At 59.9% G+C, this 25,062-nt stretch carries 24 protein-coding genes; 14 read left to right on the top strand and 10 right to left on the bottom strand.

Annotated elements, in window-relative coordinates; translation table 11 throughout:
• Positions 1–119 precede the first annotated feature (119 nt).
• A complete protein-coding gene (locus tag ACP7EE_RS00250; RefSeq protein ID WP_426232698.1) occupies positions 120–1,331 on the top strand; it encodes an HDOD domain-containing protein in 1,212 nt (403 codons plus the stop codon).
• A 118-nt stretch (positions 1,332–1,449) separates the two neighbouring features.
• Here ACP7EE_RS00250 and ACP7EE_RS00255 read toward each other — a convergent pair whose 3' ends face one another.
• On the bottom strand, positions 1,450–2,439 hold the full coding sequence (locus tag ACP7EE_RS00255; protein ID WP_426232700.1) for a GGDEF domain-containing protein: 990 nt from the start codon (positions 2,437–2,439) through the stop codon (positions 1,450–1,452).
• A 143-nt stretch (positions 2,440–2,582) separates the two neighbouring features.
• Positions 2,583–3,767: a delta-9 fatty acid desaturase DesA gene (gene desA / locus ACP7EE_RS00260; protein WP_426232702.1), complete on the bottom strand. Its 1,185-nt coding sequence runs from the start codon at positions 3,765–3,767 to the stop codon at positions 2,583–2,585.
• Positions 3,768–3,913: 146 nt separating this feature from the next.
• Here desA and dibA point away from each other — a divergent pair, with 146 nt between their 5' ends.
• The 6 genes from dibA (at position 3,914) to ACP7EE_RS00290 (ending at position 10,247) form a co-directional block, all read left to right on the top strand.
• Complete coding sequence (gene dibA / locus ACP7EE_RS00265; RefSeq protein WP_426202107.1) at positions 3,914–5,845, top strand: phosphodiesterase DibA; 1,932 nt, start codon at positions 3,914–3,916, stop codon at positions 5,843–5,845.
• 158 nt (positions 5,846–6,003) lie between these two features.
• On the top strand, positions 6,004–6,186 hold the full coding sequence (oscA, locus tag ACP7EE_RS00270; protein ID WP_420646698.1) for a sulfur starvation response protein OscA: 183 nt from the start codon (positions 6,004–6,006) through the stop codon (positions 6,184–6,186).
• A 146-nt stretch (positions 6,187–6,332) separates the two neighbouring features.
• A complete protein-coding gene (locus tag ACP7EE_RS00275) occupies positions 6,333–7,346 on the top strand; it encodes a sulfate ABC transporter substrate-binding protein (protein WP_426232704.1) in 1,014 nt (337 codons plus the stop codon).
• Positions 7,347–7,550: 204 nt separating this feature from the next.
• Positions 7,551–8,369 carry a sulfate ABC transporter permease subunit CysT gene (gene cysT, locus ACP7EE_RS00280; protein ID WP_420646700.1) on the top strand — a complete coding sequence of 273 codons (819 nt, stop codon included), beginning with the start codon at positions 7,551–7,553 and terminating at the stop codon, positions 8,367–8,369.
• Positions 8,370–8,381: 12 nt separating this feature from the next.
• Entirely contained in the window at positions 8,382–9,254 is an 873-nt protein-coding gene (gene cysW, locus ACP7EE_RS00285; RefSeq protein ID WP_420646701.1) for a sulfate ABC transporter permease subunit CysW, read from the top strand.
• A 3-nt stretch (positions 9,255–9,257) separates the two neighbouring features.
• The gene (locus ACP7EE_RS00290) at positions 9,258–10,247 is read left to right on the top strand and encodes a sulfate/molybdate ABC transporter ATP-binding protein (RefSeq protein WP_426232707.1); all 990 of its coding nucleotides are present in this window, start codon (positions 9,258–9,260) and stop codon (positions 10,245–10,247) included.
• Positions 10,248–10,346: 99 nt separating this feature from the next.
• On the opposite strand, the gene ACP7EE_RS00295 is transcribed toward ACP7EE_RS00290, so the two are convergent.
• Positions 10,347–10,871 (bottom strand): DUF962 domain-containing protein, encoded by a 525-nt coding sequence (locus ACP7EE_RS00295; protein WP_420646703.1) that lies wholly within the window; start codon positions 10,869–10,871, stop codon positions 10,347–10,349.
• Between the two features lie 83 nt (positions 10,872–10,954).
• Here ACP7EE_RS00295 and ACP7EE_RS00300 point away from each other — a divergent pair, with 83 nt between their 5' ends.
• Positions 10,955–11,632: a Crp/Fnr family transcriptional regulator gene (locus ACP7EE_RS00300; RefSeq protein ID WP_426232709.1), complete on the top strand. Its 678-nt coding sequence runs from the start codon at positions 10,955–10,957 to the stop codon at positions 11,630–11,632.
• A gap of 69 nt (positions 11,633–11,701) precedes the next feature.
• Entirely contained in the window at positions 11,702–12,028 is a 327-nt protein-coding gene (locus ACP7EE_RS00305) for a hypothetical protein (protein ID WP_426232711.1), read from the top strand.
• A 61-nt stretch (positions 12,029–12,089) separates the two neighbouring features.
• On the opposite strand, the gene uraH is transcribed toward ACP7EE_RS00305, so the two are convergent.
• On the bottom strand, positions 12,090–12,500 hold the full coding sequence (gene uraH / locus ACP7EE_RS00310) for a hydroxyisourate hydrolase (protein ID WP_426202096.1): 411 nt from the start codon (positions 12,498–12,500) through the stop codon (positions 12,090–12,092).
• 16 nt (positions 12,501–12,516) lie between these two features.
• The gene (locus tag ACP7EE_RS00315) at positions 12,517–12,999 is read right to left on the bottom strand and encodes a GlcG/HbpS family heme-binding protein (protein ID WP_426232714.1); all 483 of its coding nucleotides are present in this window, start codon (positions 12,997–12,999) and stop codon (positions 12,517–12,519) included.
• 136 nt (positions 13,000–13,135) lie between these two features.
• Here ACP7EE_RS00315 and ACP7EE_RS00320 point away from each other — a divergent pair, with 136 nt between their 5' ends.
• Together ACP7EE_RS00320 and ACP7EE_RS00325 are read left to right on the top strand one after the other, a co-directional pair.
• On the top strand, positions 13,136–13,816 hold the full coding sequence (locus ACP7EE_RS00320; protein WP_426232716.1) for a heavy metal response regulator transcription factor: 681 nt from the start codon (positions 13,136–13,138) through the stop codon (positions 13,814–13,816).
• Entirely contained in the window at positions 13,806–15,191 is a 1,386-nt protein-coding gene (locus tag ACP7EE_RS00325; protein WP_426232718.1) for a heavy metal sensor histidine kinase, read from the top strand. Before ACP7EE_RS00320 ends, ACP7EE_RS00325 begins: the two co-directional genes overlap by 11 nt.
• A 128-nt stretch (positions 15,192–15,319) precedes the next feature.
• On the opposite strand, the gene ACP7EE_RS00330 is transcribed toward ACP7EE_RS00325, so the two are convergent.
• Positions 15,320–16,324, bottom strand: coding sequence for an AraC family transcriptional regulator (locus ACP7EE_RS00330; RefSeq protein WP_426232720.1), 1,005 nt, complete (start codon positions 16,322–16,324; stop codon positions 15,320–15,322).
• A 100-nt stretch (positions 16,325–16,424) separates the two neighbouring features.
• On the opposite strand from ACP7EE_RS00330, the gene ACP7EE_RS00335 reads away from it, so the two are divergent.
• The gene (locus ACP7EE_RS00335; protein ID WP_426232722.1) at positions 16,425–17,498 is read left to right on the top strand and encodes a fatty acid desaturase; all 1,074 of its coding nucleotides are present in this window, start codon (positions 16,425–16,427) and stop codon (positions 17,496–17,498) included.
• A gap of 104 nt (positions 17,499–17,602) precedes the next feature.
• Here ACP7EE_RS00335 and ACP7EE_RS00340 read toward each other — a convergent pair whose 3' ends face one another.
• The 3 genes from ACP7EE_RS00340 to ACP7EE_RS00350 are packed head-to-tail and all read right to left on the bottom strand — an operon-like array spanning position 17,603 to position 21,638.
• Entirely contained in the window at positions 17,603–19,213 is a 1,611-nt protein-coding gene (locus ACP7EE_RS00340; protein WP_426232724.1) for an arylsulfatase, read from the bottom strand.
• A gap of 14 nt (positions 19,214–19,227) precedes the next feature.
• Positions 19,228–20,043, bottom strand: coding sequence for an ABC transporter ATP-binding protein (locus ACP7EE_RS00345; protein ID WP_426232726.1), 816 nt, complete (start codon positions 20,041–20,043; stop codon positions 19,228–19,230).
• On the bottom strand, positions 20,040–21,638 hold the full coding sequence (locus ACP7EE_RS00350) for an ABC transporter permease (protein ID WP_426232728.1): 1,599 nt from the start codon (positions 21,636–21,638) through the stop codon (positions 20,040–20,042). Before ACP7EE_RS00350 ends, ACP7EE_RS00345 begins: the two co-directional genes overlap by 4 nt.
• A gap of 301 nt (positions 21,639–21,939) precedes the next feature.
• On the opposite strand from ACP7EE_RS00350, the gene ACP7EE_RS00355 reads away from it, so the two are divergent.
• On the top strand, positions 21,940–22,947 hold the full coding sequence (locus tag ACP7EE_RS00355; RefSeq protein WP_426232730.1) for an ABC transporter substrate-binding protein: 1,008 nt from the start codon (positions 21,940–21,942) through the stop codon (positions 22,945–22,947).
• Positions 22,948–22,958: 11 nt separating this feature from the next.
• Here ACP7EE_RS00355 and ACP7EE_RS00360 read toward each other — a convergent pair whose 3' ends face one another.
• Positions 22,959–23,879, bottom strand: coding sequence for a LysR family transcriptional regulator (locus ACP7EE_RS00360; protein WP_426232732.1), 921 nt, complete (start codon positions 23,877–23,879; stop codon positions 22,959–22,961).
• A 181-nt stretch (positions 23,880–24,060) separates the two neighbouring features.
• On the opposite strand from ACP7EE_RS00360, the gene ACP7EE_RS00365 reads away from it, so the two are divergent.
• Entirely contained in the window at positions 24,061–24,969 is a 909-nt protein-coding gene (locus ACP7EE_RS00365) for a TauD/TfdA dioxygenase family protein (RefSeq protein ID WP_426232734.1), read from the top strand.
• Positions 24,970–25,062: the final 93 nt, after the last annotated feature.

The following is a 25,062-nucleotide window of genomic DNA, read 5'->3' on the forward strand; positions in this document are numbered from 1 at the left end:
TCGACAAAAAACCCGCCGCGGCGGGTTTTTTTTCGCCTGTTGAAACACAACCGGCGATTGAGGGCTGTATCGAAACGCCAGCATTGGCTAAGGTTCAAGCATTGCAAGGGAGCGCGCGCATGACTGCCGTTGATTTACCCGCCGTACCGAGAGTGCTGATTGCCGAGGCCGACCCCTGGTCTCGTGACCTGCTTAAACAAGTGTTGCTCAACGTGCGTTGCGATGCGCGGCTCGATCTGTGTGCCGATGGCCAAGAGGCGATGTCGCTGCTGCGCGACGTGCCCTATGACCTGGCCATTGTCGACTGGGAATTGCCCGGCATCGACGGTTTGAGCGTGTTACGCAGCGTGCGTCAGCGCAAACGCAATCCACCGTTGCCGTTCATTCTGATGAGCAGCCGCAACGACAGCGCCAGTGTGCGCGAAGCCTTGCCGCTGGCGCCGCTGGCGTATCTGACCAAACCGCTGAACATGGAAAGCCTGACCCAGCGCTTGCAGGATCTGCTGCTCGATGCGGGCGAAGAAGTGTTTTGCGAAGTGCCGGCATTGGCCGCCGGCATGACGCTGTCGGTGTTCCTCGAACGACGCCGCGAGCAGGCCGACGGCGCGCCGTTGATGACCGACGTGCAAGTGGCGGTCAAACGCAGTCTCAATCCCAATGGCCTTGATCTGAAGGTGTTGGAGGAAGAATTCCGTAAGGATCCGCAGATCACTGCGGTGTTGATCGCCGCCGCCAACAGCGCCGCGCAGCATCACGGTGCGCCGGTGCAGACGCTGGCGCAGGCCCTGCATCGGCTGGGCACCGGACAAAGCATGAACCTGATTCTTGGTCTGTCGCTCAAGCGCAGCGCGAAACTCAGCGATCCGTGTCTGGCGGACTACGCCGAGCGTTACTGGGGATTGTCACTGCACACCGCTGAGTACGCACGCACTCTGGCGCGGCTGCTCGATCTGGATCAGGAGCGCTGTTATTGCGCCGGCATGCTGCATCGTCTCGGCGATCTGGCGCTGCTGCGTTGTTTGCAGGAATGGAAGCAGGCTGGCGGCGAGCTGGATGATCTTGAAGAGGTCGGCGAGGCGCTGGCGGAATTCGGTGCCGGTTACGGGTCGGCGCTGCGCACCCGCTGGCGGCTGCCGCTGGAACTGCGCGAGTTGATTGCGGCGGTGTATCAGCTCGGTGGCGGGGTGTATTCGCGTGAAGCGCTGGTGATGAACATGGCCGCGCAGATGGCGCGGCTGACCGAGCATGAGGGCATTGAAGAGCTGGCGAAGAGTCGCACGGCGCGGTTGCTCAAGATCGGTTTGCCGGAGCTGCTGCGGATGCGTAAATAATGCAGCGACGCTGAACCTTGTGGGAGCGGGCTTGCCCGCGATAGCGTCCTGTCGGGCTATGCAATACTGAATGACACACCGTCATCGCGGGCAAGCCCGCTCCCACAGTGGTTTTGCGTTAGTCGGAGATAATGCGGTTCTTGCCTTGGCGTTTGGCTTCGTACATCGACGCATCCGCCCGGGCAAACAGGCTGTCGAGGCTTTCGTCTTCGGCGGTCATGCTGGTCAATCCCTGACTGACGGTCACGCCAAACGTCTGCTCGCCATGGCTGAAACTCAACCGCTGAATCTCCTTCTGCAAGCGCTCGGAGACTTGCATGGCCATGTCTGGCGCGCAGCCCGGAAACACCGCCGCAAACTCCTCACCACCAATCCGTCCAAACAGATCGCCCCGGCGCAATGACGCGCGTCCGCACTCGGCAATCTTCTGCAAAACGCTGTCGCCCTCCTGATGGCCGAAGGTGTCGTTGATCAGCTTGAAGTCATCGATATCCAGCAGCAGAAACGCCAGCGGCGCGCCTTGCAGGCGCGCCTGCGCGAACTCGCGGTGGGCGCATTCGAAGAAGTGTCGGCGGTTGCTGCTCTGGGTCAGCACATCGGTGGTGGCCAGGCGTTGCAGCTCGCTTTCCATTTGCTTCTTTTCGGTGATGTCTTCGGCAATGCCGACGATGATCACCGGTTGGCCGGGTTCGTCCTGGCGGTTGATGAAGCATTTGTCGCTGATCCAGCGCACCTGGCCATCGGCGGCGATGATCCGGTACTCACGGTCTTCCACTGCGCCTTTGTGCAGCACGTCGGCGAGGCTGCGCTCGGCGTAGTCCAGATCGTCGGGGTAGATGCTGTCACGCCACTGGTTGTAGTCGGCCATCAGCAGTGCAGCGGAGCGGCCGAAAATCCGCTCATAGGCCGGGCTGACGTAAAGCACCTGACGGGTTTCCCAGTCAAACGCCCAAAGCACCGCGTTGACGCTGACCAGCAGCGAACTGAACAGCTGTTCGCGCTCGCTCAGTCGAGCGACTTCGCCTTGGGCGTGCATCAAAGCCATGAGGGTTTGCGCGGCCTCGGGCCACTGGGGGAGGGATGAGTCTTTTTGGTTGTTGTTGACCATCGGCACCAATCTCAAAAGGCGTGCCGCAAGTCGACAACGGCCACGGTTCAACCCGCCGGGGGTGGCGAAGTGTCATTGAGATAGGGGATTGAAGGGGAAGTTCCAAAGGGTGCGCCCGGGTCCGGGCGCACCGATCAATGGCTTCAGACTGCGGCTGGGCGCAGCGAGTAGGTTTTCAGCTGGTCGGCAAACTCGCGCAGGGATTGGATGCCACTGGCCTCAGCCTCGTGAATCCATTCCTTGATCGCCGCAAGCATGTCGTGGCCATTTGCGCTGGTCTTGACCCAGATCTGCTGCAAGGCCAGGCGTTTTTCGTAAATGACCTTCAGCGCGTGGCTGTGTTCGAGCATGCTCTGGATGCGCGCGTGGTGGCGATCTTCCAGCAGACTGGTTTCCCGCGACAACAGGCGCTTGGCCCGGTGGAACTGGTGACGCACCGAATGATCGACCTTGGCCAGTTCCTGTTGGACCAACGGGCCAATCACCAACTTGCGGTACTGGGCCATGATCTGGAAGCGGTTGTTGAGGATCGCCATGGCGGTGTCCATGTCCAGATTGCCCTTGCCTTCGACGCGGTGGGCAATCGGCGCGACGCGCTGCACCTTGGCCAGACGCAGGAAGCTGAAAACTTGAATCCACGCCCAGCCGAGGTCGAATTCCCACTTCTTCACCGACAGCTTGGCCGAATTGGGATAGGTGTGATGGTTGTTGTGCAGTTCTTCACCGCCGATCAGGATGCCCCACGGCACCAGATTGGTCGCCGCATCACGGCACTCGAAGTTGCGATAGCCGATGGCATGCCCGAGGCCGTTGATCACGCCGGCAGCCCACACCGGGATCCACATCATCTGGATTGCCCAGATGGTGATGCCAATGGTGCCGAACAGCAGCAGATCAATCACACCCATGATCGCCACGCCCAGCAGCGGATAACGGCTGTAGAGGTTGCGTTCGATCCAGTCTTCGGGGCAGTTCTTGCCGTAGATGCGCAGGGTCTCGGGGTTCTGCGCTTCGCTGCGGTACAGCTCGGCGCCGGTACGCAACACCGTCGACAAACCCTTGATAACCGGGCTGTGCGGGTCATCAACGGTTTCGCACTTGGCGTGGTGTTTGCGGTGGATAGCGGTCCACTCACGGGTGTTCTGCGCCGTGGTCAGCCACAGCCAGAAACGGAAGAAATGCTTCAGGCCGGCATTCAGCTCAAGCGAGCGATGGGCTGAATAGCGGTGCAAGTAGACCGTCACGCCAACAATCGTCACGTGGGTCATCAGCAGGGTGACTGCCACCAGTGACCAGGCCGACAAGCCAAGAAAACCTTCGTACCACATAGGCTATAGGGCCCTCGATAAAGATAAAAACAGCCGTAGCATTATCACCAAGCACACAGATAAAACCAGTCACCCTTTCAGATAAGAGATGGCTGAATGTTTCTTGACCTATAATCCAGCCTTTTTGTAGGGACATGGACGGCCGAATGTCTGCCACTTATCGCGATGCATTGCGTGCAGCGCTGCTTTACCTGGTACTTGCCGTTGTCTGGTTGCAGGGCACTGGTTATTTATTGAACAGTTTCTTCGATAGCTCCGTGGACGGCGCAGAAGATTTACTGCATTGGCAACTGATCAACGGTTATCTGTTTGTGGCGATCAGTGCCGGTTTGATCTTCCTCGCCCGGGCGCGGTTATTCAGGTTTCTCGGCATCGGCGCGCGTCTGCGTGAGCGCGAAGCAGATCGCGAGCGCCTGCGTCAGGCCGCAGCGGTGTTCGACTGCACTCGCGAAGGTGTATTGGTGACCAACCGCGAAGGGCTGATCGTGCACGTCAACCGCGCATTCATCGAGATCACCGGTTACCAGCGCGAAGAAGTCCTCGGCCAGCAACCCAGCCTGTTCAAGTCCGGCCATCACCCGCCGGGCTTCTACCAGGCGATGTTCGCCACGCTACAAGCCAGCGATGAATGGAGCGGCGAGATCTGGAACCGGCGCAAAAACGGCGAGATCTACCCGCAGTGGCAGACGATCCGGGTGATTCGTGACGATGATGGCCGGCTCAGCCATTACGTGGCGGTGTTTTCCGACATCAGCGCGATCAAGGATTCCGAGCACGAGCTCAAGCGCCTCGCGCACCACGATCCACTGACCGACCTGCCCAATCGCCTGTTGTTCAGTGACCGCGCCGAGCAGGCGCTGGCTTCGGCGCAGACGCACAAGCGCGGCTGCGCGCTGCTGATGATCGATCTCGATCACTTCAAACTGATCAATGACAGCCTCGGCCATAATATTGGTGACCGCTTGCTCAAGGCCGTGGCCGGGCGTTTGCAGGAGTTGTTCGGGGCGGGCATCACTCTGGCGCGCCTCGGTGGTGACGAGTTCGCGGTGCTCGCGGAAAGTTGTCCACAACCCGCGCAGGCTGCCGCTCTGGCACAACGCATTCTCGACGGCCTCAAGCAGCCGTTCTGCCTCGAGGGTAATCCGCTGCTCATCCATGCCAGCGTCGGCATCAGCCTGTTTCCCAGCGATGCCTTGAGCGCCGAGCAACTGCTGCGCAACGCCGACGCGGCGCTGTTCAAAGCCAAGAGCAGCGGTCGCAACGGTTACGCGTTGTACACCGAGGAACTGACGGCCCATGCGCAACAACGGGTGGAAATCGCCTTCGAGCTGCGTCGTGCGCTGGAGCAGCAAGAGTTGCGCGTCTACTACCAACCGGTGCACGACCTGAAAAGCAGTCGCCTGATCGGCGTCGAAGCGCTGGTGCGCTGGCAGCATCCGCAGCGCGGTCTGGTGTCACCGGCGGAATTCATCCCGATTGCCGAACGCACCGGGTTGATTGCCGAAATCGACGCCTGGGTAATGCAGCAGGCTTGTGAGCAGATGTGCCAATGGCAGCAGTCCGGCATCGTGCTGTCGTTTGTCGCGGTGAACGTGTCGTCGCGGCTGTTCGCCCGGCGTGAGTTGTATCAACAGGTGGCGCAGGTGCTGCACGAGACTGGGCTGGATCCGGCCTGTCTGGAACTGGAAGTCACTGAAAGCGCGGTGATGGACGACCCGGAAGTGGCGCTGGAACAGATGCATCGTCTGCGCGAACTGGGCATTCGTCTGGCCATCGATGATTTCGGCACCGGTTATTCGTCGTTGTTGCGACTCAAGCGGCTGCCGGTGCAGAAGCTCAAGATCGATCAGGGTTTTGTCGCCGGGCTGCCATGGGACGAGGACGACGCGGCGATTGTGCGGGTGATCGTCGCGCTGGCGCGGAGCATGGGCATGCAGGTGCACGCCGAAGGGATCGAACAGGTGGAGCAGGCAGCGTTTCTGCTCGGACAGGAATGCGATCTGGGACAAGGCTACTGGTTTGGGCGGCCAGTACCGGGGCAGGAAATCGATTGGGCCAGAGCGCCCGCCATCGGCTGAACGCGGCGCAAACCCTTGCCCTGTCACATAATGTTTTTCAGTTATATAAACATTCTTAAATAGTCTTTTTAAGAATATCTAAAGCTCTCTTATATTGCTCCTACGCCGAACGCAGTGCCGCCCACTGCCAGGCATATTTCATCCAAAGGAGCAGCACCATGAGCGCATCCCTGCGTAGCGTTGACGGTCAGGACGAAAGCACCATCTTGCGCGAAATCCAGGCCGCTTTGCGCGACCTGCGATTCGGCGCGGTGGAAATCACTGTGCATAACGCCCAGGTGGTTCAGATCGAACGCAAAGAGAAATTCCGTTTGCAGCAACCAGGTAAACAACCGGGCTGAGTGAAGATCAAAAGATCGCAGCCTGCGTCAGCTCCTACAGGGGGCTGTGTGTGGAGCTGCCGCAGGCTGCGATCTTTAAACCGGCAAACCCGATTCCAGATATTCATAAGAAAAAGCCACCACCAAGAATTCCAGGAGCTTTCACCATGTCGTCGATTCGCCGTTACGCTTTGGCCGCACTGGCCAGCGCTGTGTTTGCCGGTTCCGCGGTTGCCAAGGATTACGAACTGCTCAACGTGTCGTATGACCCGACGCGCGAGCTGTATCAGGACTACAACGCTGAGTTCATCAAGTTCTGGCAGCAGGAGCACGCTGGCGACAACGTGAAAATCCAGCAATCTCACGGTGGTTCGGGCAAACAGGGCCGCGCGGTGATCGACGGCTTGCGTGCCGACGTTGTGACCCTGGCTCTGGCCGGCGACATCGACGAAATCGCCAAGCTCGGCAAAACCCTGCCGGCCGATTGGCAGAAACGCCTGCCGGACGCCAGCACCCCATACACCTCCACCATCGTGTTCCTGGTGCGCAAAGGCAACCCGAAAGGCATCAAGGACTGGGGCGATCTGGTCAAGAACGACGTCTCGGTGATCACCCCGAATCCAAAAACCTCCGGCGGCGCACGCTGGAACTTCCTCGCCGCGTGGGCCTACGGTCTGAAAGCCAATGGCGGCAACGAAGCCAAAGCCAAAGAATACGTCCAGACCTTGTTCAAGCACGTTCCGGTGCTGGATACCGGCGCTCGCGGTTCGACCATCACCTTCGTCAACAACGGTCAGGGTGACGTGTTGCTGGCCTGGGAAAACGAAGCGTTCCTGGCGCTGAAAGAAGACGGCGGCGCGGACAAGTTCGAGATCGTCGTGCCTTCGTTGTCGATCCTTGCCGAGCCACCGGTAGCGGTGGTCGACAAGAACGCCGAGAAGAAGGGCAACGCGCAGATCGCCGAAGCCTATCTGAAACACCTGTACAGCCCGGCCGGTCAGGAAATCGCCGCGAAAAACTTCTATCGTCCACGGGATAAAGAAGTGGCTGCCAAGTACGCCAAGCAGTTCCCGACCCTCGATCTGGTGACCATCGACAAAGACTTCGGCGGCTGGAAAACCGCTCAGCCGAAGTTCTTCAACGACGGCGGTGTATTCGACCAGATCTATCAGGCGCAGTAATCTGACTCACTACGTGTGGGAGTGAGCTTCTGTGGCGAGGGGATTTATCCCCGTTGGGCAGCGTAGCTGCCCCAAAACCTTCGCATGCGGTGTGTCTGTTTTCCGCAATTGCCGATTTTGGGGCTACTGCGTAGCCCAACGGGGATAAATCCCCTCGCCACAGGGCGCGCTCCCACATTGATGCGTTTTTAACCAGGGACTTCTATGTCGCGTCGTATCTCCCCCGTCATACCCGGCTTCGGGCTGACGCTGGGTTACACCTTGGTGTACCTCAGCCTGATTGTGCTAATCCCGCTGGCGGCGATGTTCGTCCATGCCTCGCAGCTCACCTGGGATCAGTTCTGGACGATCATCTCCGCACCGCGCGTGCTGGCAGCCTTGAAGCTGAGCTTCGGCACCGCGCTGTGCGCCGCGATCATCAACGGCATCATCGGCACGCTGCTGGCCTGGGTGCTGGTGCGCTACACCTTCCCGGGGCGCAAGGTGATCGACGCGATGATCGACCTGCCGTTCGCTCTGCCGACGGCAGTCGCCGGCATCGCGCTGACCGCGCTGTACGCGCCCAACGGGCTGGTCGGACAGTTCGCCGCTGACCTCGGTTTCAAGATCGCCTACACCCCGCTCGGCATCACTTTGGCGCTGACCTTCGTCACGCTGCCATTCGTGGTGCGTACAGTGCAGCCGGTGTTGGCCGATATCCCGCGTGAAGTGGAAGAAGCCGCCGCGTGCCTCGGTGCCAAACCATTCCAGGTGTTCCGGCACATATTACTGCCGGCGCTGTTGCCCGCCTGGTTGACCGGTTTTGCCCTGGCGTTTGCCCGTGGCGTCGGCGAGTACGGTTCGGTGATTTTCATCGCCGGCAACATGCCGATGAAAACCGAGATCCTGCCGCTGCTGATCATGGTCAAACTCGACCAATACGATTACACCGGCGCCACTTCCATCGGCGTGCTGATGCTGGTGGTTTCCTTCGTCTTGTTGCTGCTGATCAACTTGCTGCAGCGGCGCATCGAAACCCCATAAGGAGGCGCGAACATGTCCCAATCGTCTATTGCGGCCGCTTCCTCGGCCAACGCTGCCCGGCGTGGCAGTGCGACTGCACGCAGAATATTGATCGGCCTCGGCTGGTTGATTTTTGCGCTGTTTCTACTGCTGCCGCTGTTCATCGTCGTATCCCAGGGTTTGAAAAACGGCCTCGGCGCATTCTTCACCGCGATCTTTGAACCGGATGCCTTGTCGGCGCTGAAACTCACGGTGTTCGCCGTGCTGATTTCGGTGCCGCTGAATCTGGTGTTCGGCGTCAGCGCCGCGTGGTGCGTGAGCAAGTACTCGTTCCGTGGCAAGAGCATGCTGGTGACGCTGATCGACCTGCCGTTCTCGGTATCGCCGGTGATCGCCGGTTTGGTCTACGTGTTGATGTTCGGTGCTCAGGGCTTGTTCGGACCGTGGCTGCAGGAGCACGACATCCAGATCGTGTTCGCTTTGCCGGGTATCGTGCTGGCGACGATTTTCGTCACCGTGCCATTCGTGGCGCGTGAGTTGATTCCGCTGATGCAGGAGCAAGGCACGCAGGAAGAAGAGGCCGCACGTCTGCTCGGCGCCAACGGCTGGCAGATGTTCTGGCACGTCACCGTTCCCAACATCAAATGGGGCCTGATTTATGGCGTGGTGCTGTGTACCGCGCGGGCCATGGGTGAGTTCGGTGCGGTGTCGGTGGTTTCCGGGCACATTCGCGGGGTGACCAACACCTTGCCGTTGCACGTCGAGATCCTCTACAACGAATACAACCACGTGGCCGCGTTCGCTGTGGCGAGCCTGTTGCTGATCCTGGCGCTCTTCATCCTGCTGGCCAAGCAGTGGAGCGAAAACCGTATCAACCGCCTGCGCGCCAGCGCCGCGGAGGAATAATTCATGTCGATCGAAGTGCGTAACGTCAGCAAGAATTTCAATGCCTTCAAGGCGCTGGACAACATCAGCCTGGACATTCACAGCGGTGAACTGGTCGCGTTGCTCGGCCCGTCCGGCTGCGGCAAGACCACGCTGCTGCGGATCATCGCCGGTCTGGAAACCCCGGACAAAGGCAACATCGTATTCCACGGTGAAGACGTCTCCGGTCACGATGTGCGTGATCGCAACGTCGGTTTCGTATTCCAGCATTACGCTCTGTTCCGCCACATGACGGTGTTCGACAACGTCGCGTTCGGTCTGCGCATGAAGCCGAAAAACCAGCGTCCGAGCGAGAGCCAGATTGCGGCCAAGGTGCATGAGCTGCTGAACATGGTGCAACTAGACTGGTTGGCGGATCGTTATCCGGAACAGCTGTCCGGTGGTCAGCGTCAGCGGATCGCTCTGGCCCGCGCCTTGGCGGTCGAGCCGAAAGTGCTGCTGCTCGACGAACCGTTCGGCGCCCTCGACGCCAAGGTGCGCAAGGAATTGCGCCGCTGGCTGGCGCGCCTGCACGAAGACATCAACCTGACTTCGGTGTTCGTGACCCATGACCAGGAAGAAGCCATGGAAGTCGCCGACCGTATTGTGGTGATGAACAAGGGTGTGATCGAGCAGATCGGCTCACCGGGCGAGGTGTACGAAAACCCGGCCAGCGATTTCGTGTATCACTTCCTCGGCGATTCCAATCGCTTGCTGCTGAGCGACGACAATCACGTGCTGTTCCGTCCTCACGAAGTGTCGTTGTCCAAGCATGAGCTGGAAGATCACCACGCTGCCGAAGTACGCGATATCCGGCCGCTGGGCGCGACCACACGGGTGACGTTGAAGGTTGAAGGGCAGACTGATCTGATCGAAGCGGAAGTGGTGAAAGATCACGACAGCCTGATCGGGTTGGCCAAGGGTGAAACTCTGTTCTTCAAACCCAAGGTCTGGCAGAAAGTCGCCAATCTCTAAAAGCATCGCGGGCAAGCCCGCTCCCACAGGTTCTTCGGCGAACACATAATTTGTGAACGACTCGATCACTGTGGGAGTGGGCTTGCCCGCGATTGCGATCTACACAGCTGCGCGATTCGGATTGACCCGCACCGCTCCAGCCCGCGCCTCGATCTGCTCTTTCAATTCATGCCGCAACCCGAGCACGAACGCCAACTCCGCGACCACAAACAACGGCCCGACAATCAGCCCCGTTACATCATCGACAAACGCCGGTTTGCGCCCTTCGTAGTGATGCCCGACAAACTGGATCGCCCAGCCCACCACAAACATCCCCAGCCCGCTGCTCAGCCACACCAGCGTGCTCTGCTGCGCCAGCACATGCCCGGCCCATACCGACAGCGCCAACAACGCCGTCATCAACACCCCGAGTTTCAATTCCAGTCGCAGGTAAAACCACGCTGAGGCTAGCGCCACCAGCACGGCAGGCGAAATCCACAATCCGCCAAGCGACCACTCCGGCCGCGACAGCAAAACCGCGACCGCCACTACGATCAGCGGAATCCCGATAAAGTGGCTGGCAATGTTGCGCGGGTCACGGTGGTAAGCGGCGTATTGACTCAAATGATCGACGAGGCTTTTCATTGTTGTTCCTCCTGTAGGGTGATCGCAGCATGCGCCGCAATCGGCGTTCACTCTGTCAGGCAGACGACAATCCAGGAGTGTTCATGGAAATGCGTTCACGGCTGCTGACCGGGCAGTGGTTCAGTCATCTGCCTGCGTCCTTTCAGGATAGTCTGCTGGCAGCGGCCAGGGAGCGGCGGCTGACGGCGGGGCAGCGCTTGTTTCAGCGCGGCGATGCACCGTGCGGCTTGTACGCGGTGCTTGAAGGCGCGGTGCGCATCGGGGCGGTCAGCGAGCAGGGTAAAGAGGCCCTGCTGAGCCTGGTGGAAGCGCCGCACTGGTTCGGCGAGATCTGCCTGTTCGACGGCCAGCCGCGCACTCACGACGCTTACGCGGTGGGGCCGTGTACGTTGCTGAATATCCCGCAGGCTGCGCTGCTGCAATTGCTTGATGAGCAACCGGTGTACTGGCGGCATCTGGCGCTGCTGATGACCCACAAACTGCGGCTGACCTTTATCAACCTTGAGCAATTGAGCCTGCTGCCGGCCCCGGCGCGTCTGGCCCATCGGTTGCTGATGATTGCCGAAGGCTATGGCGAACTCGATCCGCCACGCCGGGTTTTGCAGCTGCCACAGGAACAGCTGGCGTCGATGCTGTCGCTGTCACGGCAGACCACCAATCAGATTCTCAAGGACTTGAAAGAGCAGGGAATTATTGGTCTCGGCTATGGGGAAATCGAGATTCTGGACATGCAGAAACTGCGCGCCACCTGTCAGATCTGACAGTAGCTGGCGCACATCGGGCGATGTAAAAGAGCTAGGTCAATCAAGACAACAAAAGGAGTTGAACCGATGAACAGTAAAGTAACCAGCGGCGTTGATCACACCAAACTGAATGAAAACAAGAGCATCGAACCGCCGGTGGTCAATAGCCCGAATGGTGACGTCAACAATCCCGTGAATTTTTCGGGCACCGCTCTGGCGGGCTGGATGGTGGTCGTTGTTTCAGTCCCGATTGATGGTACAGAGCTGGCATCGGCTACGGCTGATGGTAACGGTAACTGGACTAATGATTTCAACTTGGATGTACGTTCCTACTCCGCAGTCGCATTCCAGACGAATAACCGTGAAAGGTCGCCGTTCACGAAAATTTTCGATTTTAAAGTTGTAGGCCCCTAAATCACTCAAAACCCTTGTCGGAGCTAGCAGGCTAGCTCCCACATGGAGTCATGTGTTGTTCTTACGACCCGCGATAGGTCGAGAAGCCATACGGGCTCAGCAGCAATGGAATGTGATAGTGCTGATCCGTCTGCTTCACCTGAAAGATCACCGGAATTTCCGGAAAAAACGTCTCATGCTTGGCCTTCTCGAAGTACTCGCCGGTCTTGAACACCACCCGATATTCACCCGCCTCAAACGGCTTGTTCGCCGGGAACAGTTCGGCAATCCGCCCCTGCTCATTGGTGGTGCCTTTAGCCAGCGGCTGCCAGTCCTGGCCGACGTGTTTCTCCAGCGTGACGTTGATGCCCGGCGACGGCAGGCCGTTTTCCAGGTTGAGCACGTGCACGCTCAAAGGGTTGCCGGCGGCCAGCGCCAGGCTTGAAAAAGCGCTCAGGCCGAGTGCCGCGAAAGTCATACGCAAAGCAGTCATGGTGATTCTCCTGGGTTCAAGAACGGTTGAAAGACAGGCCGACCTTTTCGGCAGCCTTGATCGCACAGTTTTCGTCTTGCTCGCCGCCGCCGGAACCGGCCACACCGATGGCGCCGACCAATTCCTTGCCGGCAAACAGCGGAATGCCGCCGCCCAGCAACAGCAATTCATCGAGGGTATTGAGGTTGGCCGTCTCCGGATTGCTGCGAGCGCGCTCGGCGAACAGTCGGGTCGGGGTTTTCGTCGACAGCGCTGTATAGGCCTTGCGCTGGCTGGCAGCGGTGTTGTGCGGGCCGATACCGTCGCCGCGCAAGGTCACCAACAGGTTGCCGCCACGGTCGAGCACCGACACCGTACCGCTGCAGTTTTCCAGCGCCATGTCGGCGAGCAGTCGTGCGTTTTTCAGGTCGAGGTCGGCGTGACGCGGCAGTTCAGGCGCGGCAAACGCGCCGCTGCTGAGGCTGATCGCGAGGCTGGCAATCAAGTATTTGACGGTCATGGGTAGGCTCCAGAAACTGAGGTCGCCACCTTAGCCGCCAGTCCCCGTCGAAACCTCGTCAGCCGGATTACAAGTTTGTAATGGGCAAAACCGACGAAGGCGCCTAGCCTGTGTGCCTGAATAATCGAGGTGTGCCATGCGTTTGCTGGTTGTAGAAGATGAAGCCAAAACCGCGAACTTCCTCGCCAAAGGGCTGGGAGAGTCGGGTTTTGCGGTAGATGTGGCGCTCAATGGCCTCGACGGGCGCTACTTCATTGAGCAGCAGGAATACGACCTGATCATCCTCGACGTGATGCTGCCGGGCCTCAACGGCTGGCAATTGTTGCAACTGATCCGCCAGCGCGGTGCCACGCCGGTGCTGTTTCTGACTGCGAAAGATGCCATCGAAGACCGCGTCCGCGGCCTCGAACTTGGCGCCGATGACTACCTGCTCAAACCTTTCGCCTTCGCCGAGTTGCTGGCGCGCGTGCGCACGCTGCTGCGCCGCGGGCCGATGCGCGAAGCCGAGTCGTACAGCATCGCCGATCTGGAAATCGACGTACTGCGGCGGCGGGTCAGTCGGGGAGGTCAGCGCATTTCACTGACCAACAAGGAATTCGCTTTGCTGCAATTGCTCGCCAGCCGTCAGGGCGAAGTGTTGTCGCGTACGCTGATCGCCTCGCAGGTGTGGAACCTGAATTTCGACAGCGACACCAACATGGTCGAGGTCGCGGTGCGGCGTCTGCGCTCGAAGATCGATGATCCGTACATGCCGAAACTGATCCACACCGTGCGCGGGGTCGGCTATCAACTGGAAGCGCCGGACGATGCGCTCTAGATCCATCGCCTGGCGGCTCGCTCTGGCATTCGCTGCGGTCTGCGCTTTGGTACTCAGTGCGATTGGCCTGTTTCTGTATCGCTCGCTGGCCTCGGAAATCGCCTGGCGCGACGACATGGCGTTGCTCGGTCGTCTGGAGCAAGTGCGCGCCTTGCTTGCTGACAGCGACAGCCTCGACGCCTTGCAGGCGCGGCCACGGCTGTATCAGAACATGCTCGGCAACCTCGACAGTTTGCTGCTGGTGCGCCGCGCGGACGGCTCCAGCGTAATCGCGATCAACCCGCGCCAGCGCGATCTTCCGCAGTTGAACGCAATCGCGCGTGATCAATCCCCGCAACGCCGAGACGTACTGACTTGGGAGGCGCCCGATGGTGCTGAACTGGCCTTGTTATCCGGCGAGGCCCAAGGCCCGAACGGCGAATCGCTGACCGTGATTGCCGGTAAAGTGCTCAGCGAACGCGAGCAGATGCTCGGTAGTTATCGCATGCGCTTGTATCTGGCAGTCGGTCTCGGTGCTGTGCTCGCCTTTGCACTCGGTCTGTTGCTGTTACGCCGTGGCTTGCGTCCTCTGGGCAAACTGAGCGAAGCGGTGCGCGGCATCGACCTGCGCAGCCTCGATCGACGTTTGCCGGCGGACGACACACCAGCTGAATTACTCGAACCGGTACAAGCGCTCAACGGCATGCTGGCGCGGCTGGACGACAGCTTCCAGCGTCTTTCGCAGTTCTCCGCCGACCTCGCCCACGAAATCCGTACGCCGCTGCACACCTTGCTCGCGAGCAACGGCCAGGCGCTGAATCACCCGCGCAGCAGCGCGGAATATCAGGAAGTGCTGGCCTCGAATATGGAGGAATTCGAACGGCTCAAGCGCATGGCCGAGAATTTGATGTTCCTTGCGCGCGCGGAGCAGGCCGAGCGCGCGCTCGATCTGCGCACGCTGGATCTAAACGAAATTGGCGAAGAGTTATGCGACTACTTCGAAGCCTTGGCCGATGACCGGGGAATCCGACTGGAAAACAACCTCAGCGGCGAGTTGTTCGCCGATCAGCAACTGCTGCAACGCGCCTTGGGCAACCTGTTGGCCAACGCCGTCCGCCATGCCGATATCGATTCCGTGATCAGCCTGCGTCGGCGCGATGAACCGGGAATGTGCTGGCTGCAAGTTCACAACCACGGCCCGGCCATCCCGAACGAACACCTGAGCAAACTGTTCGACCGCTTCTACCGCGTCGATCCGGCCCGTGCTGAACCGGGTGATTCCGGTGGTTTGGGGCTGGCGATTGTGCATTCGATCATGCAATTGCATGGCGGCCAGGTGCGGGTTAGCAGTGATGCGAGGGGTACGGTTTTTGAGCTTGGATTTTTGTTGATCTGACTGACGCCATCGCGGGCAAGCCCGCTCCCACAGGTTTTTGTGTTGGACACAAAACGCCCATTCCCTGCAGATCCCTGTGGGAGCGGGCTTGCCCGCGATGGCGTAATTGAATCCAGCACAAATTCTGCTCAACGCAACTGATCGCGAAACTGCCCCGGCGTCATCCCGGTCCAGCGCTTGAACGCGCGGCTAAAGCTGCTGGTATCCGCGAATCCCAACAAATAACTCACCTCACTCAGCGAACATTGCGGATCGCGCAAATGCAGCAGCGCGAGGTTCTCGCGGCTTTCGTTAAGCAGCGTGTCGAAGCGGCAGCCTTCATCTGCCAAATGCCGTTGCAGGCTGCGCAGGCTCAGGTGCAAAGCCTGGGCGATGCGTTCGGCGCTGGGTTCGCCTTCGGGCAGTTGTTCTTCAATCGCGTCGCGCACTTTGCGCTCCCAGGTCAGTGGTTTGAGCTGGGCGAGGGTGCGTTTGAGTACGGTTTCGTTGTGTTCGGCCAGTTCCGGGTTCGCGTCGTCGAGGTGGCTGTCGAAATCGCTCAGCGCGAACTCGATGCGATCCACCTCGGCGGCGAAATGCACCGGCGAGCGAAAGACTTTGTGCCATTGATGCGCATCAGCCGGTTCCGGGCGTCGTAGATAGACTGCCAGCGGTGCGTAATCGCGGCCGAGGCGATTGCGGCAGGTACGGACGTAGATTGCGGCGAAGGCATCGATGGCTTCGAAGGCGGGAGCCGGATTACCGACCGGGATTTTCAGGCTGAAGCGATAGCGATCCTCCGTGCGCACAAGTTCCAACTCCAGCGCATCGCTGACCACCTGGTGATAACGCACGATGCGCTCGAACACCTCGCGCAGGCTGCCACTGGCGACCAGCGCATAGCCCAGTGCGTGAAACGTAGTCGGGCTGACGAACCGCGACACGCGCAGACCGAGCGCCGGATCGCCACTGGCCTGTACCGCAAGCTCCCACAGGCGCGTAGTGCCGGATAAGGGATAGCGCGCGTTCGGGTCATCCATCAGTGATGGATCGAGCCCGGCCTGTTGGCACAGGGCAGTGCTGTCCAGCCCCAGCGCATCGAGTTGCTTGCGCAGGGCACGGGTCCAGCTGGCGAGTGAGGTCGGTTCCGTCATTCTGATTGGCGCTTCCGGTCAACAGGTTGGCGTTTTCGGCTACCGTGTTCGTCATCTGCGCAGGGCAGGATGCGAACATCATAAACCCGAGGATGGAAGCATGGACGGTACTTCTGCAAGTCCCCAGCAACACAATGCTGCTCAGCGATCAGCGCATATTCGTCAAGTGGTGCTGGCCAAGGGTGTGGAGCTACGCGAGCGCTACCCGATTCTCAAACATCAGGACGCGCTTGGTGCAGGGATTCTGACGTTCGCATTGCTCGGAATGATCGGCTCGGCGGCGCTGTACATCACCGGGCATATGGCGTGGTGGGTGTGCCTGCTGCTCAACGCGTTTTTCGCATCCTTGACCCACGAACTGGAACACGACCTGATCCACAGCATGTACTTTCGCAAACAGCGCGTGCCGCACAACCTGATGATGGGCCTGGTCTGGCTGGCGCGGCCGAGCACGATCAATCCGTGGATCCGTCGGCATCTGCACCTCAATCACCACAAGGTCTCGGGCACCGAGGCCGACATGGAAGAACGCGCAATCACCAACGGCGAGCCGTGGGGCTTTGCGCGGTTGCTGATGGTCGGGGACAACATGATGTCGGCGTTCATCCGCTTGCTGCGAACGCCGACGTGGGCGCACAAGTGGAACATTCTGAAAAAGGTTTTCAAGGTCTACGCGCCGCTGGCGCTGCTGCATTGGGGTGCCTGGTATGTGTTTCTCGGATTTCACGCGGCCAATGGCATCGCGTATCTAAGCGGCTCGCCCATCGAATGGTCGGTGACCACGCTGTCGGTGATGCAAGTAATCGACATCGCGGCGGTAGTGATCATTGGCCCTAACGTACTGCGCACTTTTTGCCTGCACTTCGTCAGTTCAAACATGCATTACTACGGCGATGTCGAGCCGGGCAATGTGCTGCAGCAATGTCAGGTGTTGAACCCTTGGTGGCTGTGGCCGTTGCAGGCGTTCTGTTTCAACTTTGGCAGCAGCCACGGGATTCATCATTTTGTGGTGAAGGAACCGTTTTACATTCGTCAGATGACCGTGCCGGTGGCGCACAAGGTGATGCGCGAGATGGGAGTTCGGTTTAATGATTTCGGGACGTTTGGGCGGGCGAACCGGTTTGTTCGCAAGGAAGGCGTGGCGCAGGAAGAGGTACGTATCGTTCAGGCTTAAAGGGTGACGGCAAAGGCCTCATCGCTGGCAATCCAGCTCCCACATTTGGAATGCATTACCCTGTGGGAGCTGGCTTGCCAGCGATAGCGGTAGCTCAGGCACCCTCAATCCGGCTGAAACGGCGACTCACTGAGAATCACCCCAGTCTCCTCAACATAGCGCTGCCAATGCTCGATCAACGCCTCAAGCCTCTGCGGCTGACTCACCGCCAGATCATGAATCTCCCCCGGATCACTCCCCAAATCATAAAGCTGCCACGTCGCCGGCCCCACCGGCCCGGGAATCCACACAGCCTTCCATTGCCCCTGCCGAATCGCCCGGCGCCCGAACAATTCCCAGCCAGTCACCGTGTGTTCGTCATGCACCTGCGCCGTCTCGCCAGACAAGAACCCCAGCCACGATTTACCGCGCAACGGCGCCACCGGTTTGCCGTGCCACAGCTTGCCCGGATGACGCACGCCAGCCAGATCGAGAATGGTTGGCGTAACGTCCATCACCGTGCCAAAGCCGTGGCTGATCTGCCCCTTCAGCGGCAACTGCGGATAGTGCAACAGCGCCGGCACGCGAATCCCGCCCTCGGTGGTGAACGCCTTGAACAGCCGCGACGGCGCGGTCGCCACCTGCGCCCAGTTCGGCCCGTACCAGACGTAGGAATTCGCCCGACCAATGTTGTCGAGGCTGTTGTCGTAATGCTGACTCAGATACGTCACCAGCTCCGGGCCGAATTTGGGGAAAGCTTCAAGCAGCGCGCCTTCGGCGCCGTTGTCGGACATGAACAGGATGAAAGTATTGTCGAGCTGGCCTTGTTGGCGCAGGTAATCGACCACCCGGCCGATGTTCCAGTCCATGCGCTCGACCATCGCCGCGTAGACCTCCATTGCCCGCGCGGAAATCTGTTTTTGCTCATCGCTTAACGCATCCCATTGCGCCGTTAGTTGGACCAGCGGATGCGGTTCGACATCCGGCTCGATCAGCCCCAGAGCCTTGAGTTTTTCCAGGCGTTCCAGGCGCAAGACTTCCGGGCCGGCGTCGTAGCGGCCACGGTACTTGTCGACGATGTCCTTGGGCGCCTGCAACGGCCAATGCGGCGCAGAAAACGGCAAGTAAGCGAAGAACGGCCGCCTCTGATCGCGCTCCTTGAGGTACTGCAACAGCTTGTCGCCAAAGGCGTCCGAGGAGTAGAAATCCTTGGGCAATTCATCAACGAACGTGGAGTCTTCGATGTACAGCGCCGGAGTGGATTTCAACAGGCCCGGCGTCTGCTCATCGTAGGTCGGCTCAAAACCGTAGTGGTTGGCGGCTCCAGGCAGCAGCGAGAACGAACGCTCGAAACCGCGAGCCTGCGGCGCGAGTTCGGCAGTCAGGCCGAGGTGCCATTTGCCGCTCATCAAGGTCTGGTAGCCGGCCTCGCGCAGCAGCTCCGGCAGGGCGACGACGCGGTCGTTGAGGTAGCCCTCATAACCTGGCTTGCCGATCAGTTCCGGCGTCAGCGCTTCTGCCATGGTGCCGATGCCGGCAATGTGATGATCGGTGCCGGTAAGCAGCATCGAGCGCGTCGGTGAACAGGTCGGCGCCGTGTGGAAATCGGTCAGGCGCAGGCCATTGTTGGCCAGCGCATCGAGGTTCGGCGTGGCGATTTCGCCGCCGAACGCGCCGATGTCGGAGAAGCCGAGGTCATCGGCCAGAATCACCAGAAAATTGGGACGTTGCGGCATCAAAACACTCCAGGTCAGCAGGCAATAAATGACAGCGGCAGATCACGGATCTGCACCGGCACACTCGGTTGGTAATGGTCGTCGCTGGTCAGCTCGTGCAGCAGTTCTTCGCGCAATTGGTGGAAGTCAAAACTGCTGCGTTGGCGCGGATGGGGCAGCGCGATGTCGACCACTTGCTTGATGCGACCCGGACGCGGTTCCATCACCACCACGCGGTCGGCGAGGAAGATCGCTTCCTCGACATCATGGGTCACTAGAATCGTGGTGATTTTTGCCCGTGCGCGAATAGCCAGAAGCTCATCCTGCATCTGCTGACGGGTCAGCGCATCTAGAGCGCCGAAGGGTTCGTCGAGCAGCAGAATTCGTGGGCTGGCGACGAGGCCGCGCGCGATCGCCACCCGCTGCGCCATGCCGCCAGAGAGCTGATGCGGATAGGCGCGGGTGAAGTCGCGCAGACCGACCAGGTCGATGAAATCTTCGACGCGGCGCTGCTTTTCGGCAGCGCTCAACGGCTCGTTGACCAAGCCCAGACCGATGTTGTCGGCCACCGTCAGCCACGGGAACAAACGGTGTTCCTGAAAGACGATGCCGCGCTCGCCGCCGATGCCGCTGACGGCTTTGCCATCGACAGTGATCTGCCCGCGAAATTGCGTATCGAGGCCCACCAGCAAGCGCAGCAAAGTCGATTTGCCGCAGCCGCTGGAGCCGACGATGGCGACGAATTCGCCTTCGGCGATGTCGAGGTTGAATTCGCGGATCGCCTCCAGTTCGAAACCGTCGACGTCGAAGGATTTGCCTACGTGGTTGAAGCTGACAATCGGTGCGTTCATGCGTGTCTCCAGCGGGTCGCGCGAATTTCCAGGCGTTGGCCGATCAGGTTGAGCAGGGCGCCGGTGAGGCCGACGAGCAGCATGCCGGCCATGATCAGATCCATGCGTAGCAGTTGTTGTGCGCCGATCATTTGGCTGCCGATGCCGCCGTTGGACGGCATGAAATATTCGGCGCCGATGGTGCCGAGCCAGGCGTAGATCAGGCTCAGCCTGAGACCCGCGAAAATCCCCGGTGCAGCGCCGGGCAGGACCAGTCGACGCAGACGCTGGCCGAGGCTCAGGCGCAGCACTTGTGCGGCTTCGTTGAGTTGCGGCGAGAGGTTGGCGACGCTGCGTTGGGTGGCGATGAACAGCGGGAAGAATGCGGCGAGGGCGACGAACACCCACTTGGCCAGTTCGCCCAGGCCGAACCACGCAGTGAGCAGCGGCACCCAGGCGAAAATTGCGATCTGGCGGATTGCGGCGAAGGTCGGCCCGAGCAGCCGTTCACTGGTGCGCGACAGGCCCAGCAGCAAGCCCAGCGCCAGGCCGAGACTGCCGCCGATCAACAGACCGCCAAGGGTGCGGCCCAGACTCAGGCCCATGCCGGTGACCAACGTGCCGTCGAGCAAACCATTCAGCGTGGCTTCCAGCACATTCAGCGGGCTGGCGAGAATCGCGGCATCGACCCACTGTTGATCGACCGCCAGTTGCCACAGCGCGAGCAAGCCCAGCGGCAACAACCACGGCTGCAAACGCTGCCAGCCTTCATAGCGCGGGCCACGGCGGATTTCGGCGGTGGCCGGGTGCGGCCAGTGCACCAGTTTGCTGTCGAGCAGACCGATACCGCGGTCCATCGCCACACCGATCAGGCCGATGACCACGATGCACACGAACACGATGTCGAGCATGAACAGCTGCCGCGCCCAGACCATCAGATAACCGATGCCTTCACTCGAGGCCAGCAGCTCCACAGCCAGCAACGAGGTCCAGCCAGCAGCCAGTGCCAGACGCACGCCGGCCATGAATGCGGGGAGGGCGGCAGGCAGCACCAGACGTCGGATCAGCAAGTGTGGCGGCAGGCGCAACACCGCCGCCGCTTCGCGTAATTTCGGTTGCGCATCCCGCACGCCGACCAGTGTGTGCAGGGTCACCGGCACCACGATGGCTTTGATCAGCACCACCAGTTTCAACACCTCGCCGATGCCGAAAAACACCATGAACAGCGGAATCCACGCCAGCGTCGGCACTTGTGCAAGCCCGGCGAAGGTCGGGAAGATCAGGCGTTCGAGGCGCCGACTGAAACCCAGCGCCGCGCCGAAAATTGCACCGGCCGAGATCCCGGCCAGCAAGCCCCAGAACAGCCGTTGCAGGCTGATCCACAAATGGCTCCATAGCTCGCCTTGAGACAATTCAACGGCGCTGCTCCACACCAACGATGGCGCCGGCAGGATCTGCTCGCTCATCCAGTGATTGCGCGCCGCCAGCCACCACAAGGCAAACAATGCCAGCGGCACAATCCATGGCAACAGCCGATGGCTCAGGCTCGGCCACACGCGCTGACTTTTGAGCGGCGGCGCGGGCAGCGGCAGGCTGAGCAGCGAATCACGGGCCATGGGTGACCTCCGTTGTCGGGTTGGATCTTTAGCGGAATTAGCAGATAACAAATAGTTATATAAAAACAATTTATTGATCTGTTTAGAGATAAGGCACGCCATTTAAGGCCTGCGGCCCCTGCGCATCCAATGCATTCGAAGAATATTTTCGATGCTCTCAATGCATACCTTCCCCCACGTCCCGAATTTGCTGGCTTAGCTCAAAAAGCTATAAAAATGTTCTTTTATAGTATTTAAGTGCAGATGTGCATTGCGCCTACTTTCAGCTCCTCAACACCCATCGTGACCAGGAGCCGCACCCATGAACCTTCCCTTCAAACGTGTCATCAGTCTGTTTGCCATCCCGGCACTGGCGGGTCTGCTGGCGCTCAGTGCCCGCGCCGACGAGCTCAAGGAAATCCGCATCGCCGTGCCCGATCTGAGCGCCGGCACTCAGCACAGTGGCGGTGGTGTGGTCGATGTATTGCGCGATCAGCAGATCTTCGAAAAAGCCTTCGCCGAGCAGGGCATCAAGATTCAGTGGAGTTTCTTCAAAGGCGCTGGCCCGGTGATCAACGAGGCGTTCGCCAATGGTCAGGTGGATCTGGCGTACCTCGGTGACCTGGCTGCGATCATTGGCAAGTCCAACGGACTGGACACGCGTCTGCTCAGCGCCAGCGCACGTGGCGTGAAGCAATATCTCGGCGTGGTGCCGGCTTCCGGGATCAAGACTTTGCAGGATCTCAAAGGCAAACGCGTGGCGATCTTTCGCGGTACGGCGACCCAGTTGTCGTTCGATGCGGCGCTGGCCAGTCAGGGTTTGAGCGAAAAAGATCTGAAGGTCATCAACCTCGATTTCACTGCGGCGGTTGCAGCGTTGGCAGCGAAGCAGATCGACGCGTCATGGGGCAGTTCCGGGTTGGCCGCGTTGCAGATCAAAGGCCTGGCCGAGTTACCGCTGAACACCAAGGATCTGGGTGGCGCCGGCAGTGTGCAGTCGGTGCTGGTGGGCACTGGCAAGTTTGTCGATGCGCATCCTGAGGCGGTGAGCAAACTGCTCAAGGCGCAGCAGCAAGCGGTGGAATGGCTGACGCAGGAGAGCAACAAGGACGCGTACGTGCAGCTGGTTTCGGGACTGGCGAGTTATCCACCGGTGATTTTGACCGAGGATCTGAAGGATCAGAAATTGGCTGAAGTGTTTCCGTCGACGCTGGACCCGGTGTTCCTTGGCAGCTTGCAGGACAAGGTCGATCTGGCGGCGCAGCAGAAGCTGATTCGCAAGCCGTTCAAGGTTAACGATTGGGTGGCGCCGAAGGCTGCGATCTTTTGATCTTAGAAAACCTAAACCGCAACACTGATCTGCTGCTTATCCACCGCCACCAACGTCTCGATCATCGCCCGCGCCGCCGGTGACAAGCGAAACCCGGTGCGGCTGACAATCCCGCACCGCGCATTCATGCTTTCCAGATTTTGCGGCAAGTTGCGCCAGTGCAGCAGCGCCAGCGAGCCCTGGGCAATGTCCTCGTAAAACGCCTCTTCCGTGCCGATGCCAATCGCATTCGATTGCAGCACCACCTTCACCAGCGCCGGAAAATGCTCGGTCTCGATGGTCGGTGAAAAATCGATCCGCCCGCTGAGGTTCGCCAGCAGTTTGCGAATGCCCGGCGGGATAAGTGTGGTTGCCAGCGGATAGTCGAACATGTCGTTGGTCGACAGGCTTTCCTTGGCCAGCAGTGGATGCCCCGGCCGGCAGAAAAACACTCCGCGCTTGGGCGTCAGTGGCTGGGTCTGGAAGTTCGGGTCGGACTCGAAATGGCGGATGTCGGCGATGAAAAATTCGATCTCTTCGCGAGTCAGCGCGCGGCTGAGTTTTTCCCAGTTATCCACCTGAAAACAGGTGCGCACTTTCGGGTGCGCGTTAATGAATTGCGCCACTGCATCCGGCACCAGCTTCACCGCTGGCGCCGGACCACAGCCGAAATGCAGTTCGCCGGCGTCGAGCTTGGTCATCTGCGTCACTTCAGCGCTGAGCAACGCCGCACCTTGCACCAGGGTCAGAGCGTGTTGCAGCACGACCTGGCCTTCCGGAGTCGGACGCAAATCCTTGTTGCCGCGATCCACCAGCACACAGCCAAACTCTTGCTCCAGCCCCTGAATACTGCGGCTGAACGCCGGTTGAGTGATGCCCATGGCGTCCGCCGCACGTACAAAGCTGCGGTGCTCGTTGAGGGCGATGAAGTAGCGCAACTGGCGAAGATCCATATGCTTTTCCGGCATCCTAAAAATAGCTCGAAGGCATTTGCGACGAGGGTTGCTTGAGGTTTTAAATGCAAGCTCTTATTCCGTCAACGAAGCATGTAAATATCTATTAGATCTAAAATGAATATAGATAGAGCGTTGTTTCGCTGCCGTCCAACCGCAAGCAGTCGATGAGGGTCTACCCATGAGCAATGCCGCACGCGCTGTAAAACCCGCTGTCCACGCGCTGGAAATCCATCCGGTGGCCGGTCGTATCGGCGCCGAAATCCGTGGCGTGCACCTGTCCGGTGACCTGGACGCCGTCACCGTCGAAGCGATTCAACAGGCGCTGGTCCAATACAAGGTGGTGTTCTTCCGCGAGCAGACCCAGCTCGACGATCAACGCCAGGAAGCCTTTGCCCATTTGCTCGGCGAACCGGTGGCGCACCCGACCGTGCCGTCCCGCGAGGGCACCCGTTATTTGCTGGAACTGGACGGCGCAGAAGGGCAGCGCGCCAACTCGTGGCACACCGACGTGACCTTCGTCGACGCCTACCCGAAGGCCTCGATCCTGCGTTCGGTGGTGGCTCCGGCGTTCGGTGGCGACACCTTGTGGGCCAACACCGCCACCGCATACAACGAACTACCGACCGAGCTGCGTGAACTGGCAGACAAATTGGTCGCGGTGCACAGCAACGAATATGACTACGCCGGCGCCAAGCCGGACGTGTCGGCGGAGAAGCTTGAGCGCTATCGCAAGATCTTCACCTCGACCGTCTACGAGACCGAGCACCCGGTGGTGCGCGTGCACCCGATCAGCGGCGAGAAGAGCCTGTTGCTGGGGCATTTTGTGAAGCGCATCAAGGGTTATTCCCAGGCAGATTCGGCGCATTTGTTCGGGCTGTTGCAGAGTCATGTGATTCGTCAGGAGAACACCGTGCGATGGCGCTGGAAGGCCGGTGACGTGGCGATCTGGGATAACCGTTCGACGCAGCATTATGCGATTGATGATTACGGGACTCAGGATCGGGTGGTGCGGCGGGTGACGCTCAAGGGTGAAGTGCCGGTGGGGGCTTCGGGGCAGCGCAGTCAGACGATCAAGGGGCGTGACTGAGGATCAAAAGCTACCCTCACCCCAGCCCTCTCCCGGTGGGAGAGGGGGCCGACCGAGGTGTCTGGCGGGTTACATCGACCTGAAAAAGCTATG

Source organism: Pseudomonas sp. TWP3-2 (genome assembly GCF_049897765.1).
GTDB lineage: Bacteria > Pseudomonadota > Gammaproteobacteria > Pseudomonadales > Pseudomonadaceae > Aquipseudomonas.